6 protein-coding genes are annotated in these 4,565 nt (G+C 57.5%); 5 read left to right on the top strand and 1 reads right to left on the bottom strand.

Translation table 11 applies throughout. The features are described 5' to 3' along the window. The 3 genes from Q7O77_RS14900 to Q7O77_RS14910 all read left to right on the top strand — a co-directional run. A partial coding sequence (locus Q7O77_RS14900) for a chorismate mutase family protein (protein WP_304169084.1) occupies positions 1 to 534 on the top strand: 534 nt, incomplete at its 5' end. Positions 535 to 566: 32 nt separating this feature from the next. Then, positions 567 to 1,151, top strand: a complete 585-nt coding sequence (locus tag Q7O77_RS14905) for a hypothetical protein (protein WP_304169087.1) — start codon at positions 567 to 569, stop codon at positions 1,149 to 1,151. Next, positions 1,141 to 2,328 (top strand): MFS transporter, encoded by a 1,188-nt coding sequence (locus Q7O77_RS14910; protein WP_304169090.1) that lies wholly within the window; start codon positions 1,141 to 1,143, stop codon positions 2,326 to 2,328. The genes Q7O77_RS14905 and Q7O77_RS14910 overlap by 11 nt, the downstream gene beginning before the upstream one ends. A 158-nt stretch (positions 2,329 to 2,486) precedes the next feature. Here the strand turns inward: Q7O77_RS14910 and Q7O77_RS14915 are convergent, their stop codons facing one another. After that, complete coding sequence (locus Q7O77_RS14915; protein WP_304169093.1) at positions 2,487 to 2,870, bottom strand: helix-turn-helix domain-containing protein; 384 nt, start codon at positions 2,868 to 2,870, stop codon at positions 2,487 to 2,489. Positions 2,871 to 2,967: 97 nt separating this feature from the next. Here Q7O77_RS14915 and Q7O77_RS14920 point away from each other — a divergent pair, with 97 nt between their 5' ends. Then, positions 2,968 to 3,810, top strand: coding sequence for an alpha/beta fold hydrolase (locus Q7O77_RS14920; protein ID WP_304169096.1), 843 nt, complete (start codon positions 2,968 to 2,970; stop codon positions 3,808 to 3,810). Between the two features lie 378 nt (positions 3,811 to 4,188). Beyond that, on the top strand, positions 4,189 to 4,565 hold a 377-nt coding region (locus tag Q7O77_RS14925; RefSeq protein WP_304169099.1), incomplete at its 3' end, for a cytochrome ubiquinol oxidase subunit I.

A 4,565-nucleotide genomic window follows, 5' to 3' on the forward strand; every position in this document is an offset into this window, starting at 1 on the left:
GCCGTCTCGTCGGGAGCGCGTTCGCTGGTTGTCAGCGTCGGTTTCGATATCATTGAGGGCGATCCTCACGGTATCTGGCAACTTTCACCCGAGGTGTTCCACGCGATTGGCGAACGTTTTGCCGCAGCCCATCTGCCCATCTGCTTTGTGCAGGAAGGCGGATACCACATGAACGCCCTGTCCGACTGCGCTTTCGCGCTGGCTGACGGCGTCTGTGCGCCCGCCGCCCAGCGCCCCCCGGTAAAACAACCCAGTGCGCTTGAGGGGTTGGAGCCCTTCCGCGTCCAAATCAACGAGCTGGACGACGCTATTATCAATCTCATCGCTCGGCGTATTGATGTGTGTACCCAAGTCGCCGCATACAAGCGCACACATGATATCCCGATGATGCAACCGGGACGGGTAGACGCCGTGAAACAGCGCTGTGCAGAGCGGGCAGCCCGTCATGGGCTCGACCCCGAATTTGCGGTCGCACTCTACGAACGCATCATTGATGAAGCGTGCAGGCTGGAAGACACCATAATCAAAGCCTGAACGCCTTGCGCCACCACAGGGAAGCTTGAAATATGATACGTATTTACACGCTGGGGCCCACCGGCACCTGCCATGAAAATGCCCTTCGTCACTATCTGCGTTACCAGAACGTGACCGAGGCGGAGATCATCCTGGTCGACGATCTCGTCTCCGCAGGCCAGCAGGCCGTCGATGACGGCGATGCCTACCTGCTACAGTGCAGCGCTCATCATCAGGTGCATATAGTCACTGAGCGCTTTCGCGAACGACTTCCGGTCGTGGATACATTTATTTTCCCCACTCAACCCCTGGCGTTGCTCAAGCGCCGCGACGTCGAACACCCGCGCCATTTGGCCCTGCCGGAACCGACACTCGGCTATATCAATCCCGAAGACTGGGATGAAATTATTCTCGAAACGTCCAAACCGGTGGTAGCGGCGAAACTGCTGACCGGCGAGTACGACGCAGGACTGGCCTACACCTTCGTCGCTACCGAGAATCCCGATTGTATCGAACTGTTGGAAACTTTCGGCGAGGTGGTCACGACGTGGTTGATCTACGGTCCACGGCCGCGCTATCGAGGAGAGATCATCGCCATGCCGTATCCCGAGCTAAACGCGTCGCAGTATGTCTCCTGACCCTCACGCGCATTCCGGCGACGCGCTGCGCATTCGGCTGCTGCCGCAGGCGTTGACCCTCGGCGCGTTCGCCATCGGTCTGGACACGTTTGTCGTCATCGGCGCGCTGCACGAAATGGCGAGGGATCTGGCAATCTCTCCCGCAACGGCCGGCAGACTGGTGTCCATTTCCGCTTTCTGTTACGCCGCGTTTGCACCGTTCAATGCCTGGTGGTTTCGCTCGTGGCCGCCCCAGCGGGTGCTGCTGCTGTCTCTGGTGTGTTTTGTCGCGGGCAATGGTTTGAGCGCCCTCAGTCCAACCTTCAACGTCCTGATCGCGGGACGCGTTGTGTCGGCCTACGGCGCCGCCATGTTTACGCCGACCGCGACCACATTGGCCGCCCAGCGCATGCCTCCGGGACGCAAAGGCGTCGCACTGGCGCTGATCTTCGGCGGCATGACGATGTCGCAGGCGCTGGGCGTGCCGCTGACCACCTGGATTTCGCACGCCCTGAACTGGCGCTGGGCGTTTTACTGCGTCGTGTTCTTTGGCCTTGTCGCGCTAGGCCTGCTATTCATCCTGTTGGAACACCGCGCTTCCCCGCCTGACCCCACCACCTTCTGCGTCACCCAGAGATCGCGCCGTTTTCCACCTGCCGTTTGGGGGCTGTTCTGCGTCACATTGCTGGTCGTTACATCGGAGTTCATCGTTTACGCCTACATCAGCGTCATACTGGCCAATACGCAGCTTGGCGATGTGCCGGTGTTGCCACTGGTGCTGATGGCCTACGGCATCGGCTCGGTGATCGGCAATATCGCAACAGGGCTGTTGACCGATCGTTGGGGCCCCGCCAGCGTTCTCAGCAGCGTCATCGTACTGCAAACCGCCGGGCTTATCGCACTGGTCCTGCTGCGGGAATCTGCCGTCGCGGCGCTCGCGCTCGGCGCGGGATGGGGCATCGTCAGCTATATGTATCTGGTTCCCATTCAACACCGGCTGCTGGGACTCGCGGGCGCGGCGTCCCAGCAGGTGCTGGCGCTCAACAGCTCCGTGATCTACATCGGCATTGGCGTCGGAAGCGGAATGGGCGGTCTGATCATTTCGCAAAGCGGGGTTTCTATGCTGGCGCTGGTTGCAGGCATCATCGGGATCCTGGCGCTTATCCCCACGGGGTTTGTGATGCGCAAGCGTCGCTGACCATAGAATTCGCGCCGGGATGCGGCATAACGTGACATGACAGTAACGTGTTATGCCGTGAGAGGCCGCCGTCCGAGATTATCCTGGCTTTCGGGCGTACTGATGATGGAGGGAGCCAAGAGGACACAAAAGCAGAATTAGGTGACGCTGCCTATCATTCACGCAGAGTGATTCTCCGCGATGGCGTCATAATTCTGCTGCGCGGCGAGGATGTCTGCAATATGCGTGAGCGACCAACCCCGGACCTGAATCATCATTTCCGCCAGAGATACGCCAAGAGGCGTCAGCGCATAAGTCACATTGACTGGAACGGTAGGCAGCACCGTCCGGGAGATAAGGCCATTGCGTTCCAGTTTTCTCACCGTCTGGGTCAACACCTTCTGGCTCACCCCTTCTATGACGCGTTTTAGCTCATTAAATCGCATGGGCTTCTGACCCAACCCCATCAAGACCAACATCGTCCATTTGTTAGCAATCAGGTCGATTAACGTGCGTGTCGGGCAGGCCGATGAGAACGGCCCACGCAAATCCATTTCTGTCATGGTGACTCCAAGGTAACTAAGTGACAACAAGGTATCTAATTGATACTAACATGGTCAATGGTTACTATGAATTTTATCATCACTACGGGAGACGCTCATGCATTCACTCAGAGAACAAAAGGTGGACACCAACGGTATTCAGCTCAACGTCGCGCTTTGCGGCCAGGGCGAGCCACTACTTTTACTCCACGGTTGGCCGCACACCTGGCGGCTGTGGAGCGAGATGATGCCCCAGCTTGCTGCGGCGGGAAAATACACCCTCGCGCCCGATCTCAGAGGACTCGGCGCCAGTACCCGCGCCACCGAAGGTTACGATCTGATCACGCAGACAGAGGATCTTATTGGCCTGCTGGATGCTTTGGATATTCAGCAGGTACTCGTCGTCGGCATCGATCTCGGTGCTGCGCTCGCCTTTATGCTTGCGTTACGTTATCCGCACCGGGTACGTCGTCTGGCGGTTTCCGAAGGGTTTATTGGAAACTTACCGGGTGCAGAAGCGTTGACCGCGGGCGGTCCGCCTTGGTGGTTCGGTTTTCACAACGTACCGGGACTTGCGGAAAGCGTGATTGCCGGGCAAGAAGAAAAATATCTTGATTGGTTTTATCAGAACGGAACCTGGCAAAAACGCGGTATCCCGGCTCAGATAAGAGCGGAATTTATGGCGGCCTATCGGGGAGAAAACGCGTTAGCCTGCGGCTTCAGACACTATCGGGCCTTCGCACAAAACGCCAGCCAACTCTCCGCCGGTCTTGAAAACAGCCAGATCACGGTGCCCGCGCTGGCGGTCGTTGGCGGCGTCGTCAAGGAGGCTATTTATCATCAACTCGTCCCCGTGGCTCCCCATTTGCAACGCGTCGATATCCCAGACTGCGCACATCTACTACCGCTAGAACAAGCGCGAGCCTTTAGCGATGCGCTGATTGCATTCGATACGGAGTGACCCGCAGAAAGTGGCCGCCATTTGCCCCTCTTTTACCGATCTATCGCCTCATGCTCGGGACACCGTTGAAACCAACATGATCATGCTGGCCACTTGAGGGCCACATGAGGTGTGGATTAAGCGTACACCGCCTGTTTTTCCCTCGCATCGGTCAGGGTGCTCCCCATTTCTCTGAGCGCTCATGCCCGCAACGCGGTTTCCACCTCGCTTAATACCCTCATTGAACCCCGTATTTAGACTCTTGCCTCTCTGAATAGCGAAATCCGACCTAAGATTAGGCTATCCCTCCCTCATCCCTTTCAGTTTGTACGGATATTTACGGACAAACCGCAGGCCAGAGGGAGGAAATGGAGATGTTTATTCAGTAAGAGGCGAGACATGTTTGGATTAGATGCATTTCATCTTGCAAGGATACAGTTCGCGTTCACGGTATCTTTTCACATTATTTTCCCCGCCATCACTATCGGCTTAGCCAGCTTCCTGGCCGTGCTGGAAGCGCTATGGCTTAAAACCCGCAACGAGGACTACCGCGATCTCTACCACTTCTGGTCGAAAGTGTTCGCCGTCAACTTCGGGATGGGCGTGGTCTCCGGGCTGGTGATGGCCTATCAGTTCGGCACTAACTGGAGCGGTTTTTCCGAATATGCGGGCAGTATTACCGGCCCGTTGCTGACCTATGAGGTGCTGACGGCCTTTTTCCTGGAAGCCGGTTTCCTCGGCGTGATGCTGTTCGGCTGGAACCGCGTCGGGCCGGG

Origin of the sequence: Lonsdalea britannica, from assembly GCF_946477055.1 — a bacterium.
Lineage (GTDB): Bacteria > Pseudomonadota > Gammaproteobacteria > Enterobacterales > Enterobacteriaceae > Lonsdalea > Lonsdalea britannica_A.

Excerpts from the sequence above, each read along its gene's own strand:
- Q7O77_RS14915 (WP_304169093.1), bottom strand. The coding sequence starts at position 2,870 with ATGACAGAAATGGATTTGCGTGGGCCGTTCTCATCGGCCTGCCCGACA.
- Q7O77_RS14920 (WP_304169096.1), top strand. The coding sequence starts at position 2,968 with ATGCATTCACTCAGAGAACAAAAGGTGGACACCAACGGTATTCAGCTC.
- Q7O77_RS14910 (WP_304169090.1), top strand. The coding sequence starts at position 1,141 with ATGTCTCCTGACCCTCACGCGCATTCCGGCGACGCGCTGCGCATTCGG.
- Q7O77_RS14905 (WP_304169087.1), top strand. The coding sequence starts at position 567 with ATGATACGTATTTACACGCTGGGGCCCACCGGCACCTGCCATGAAAAT.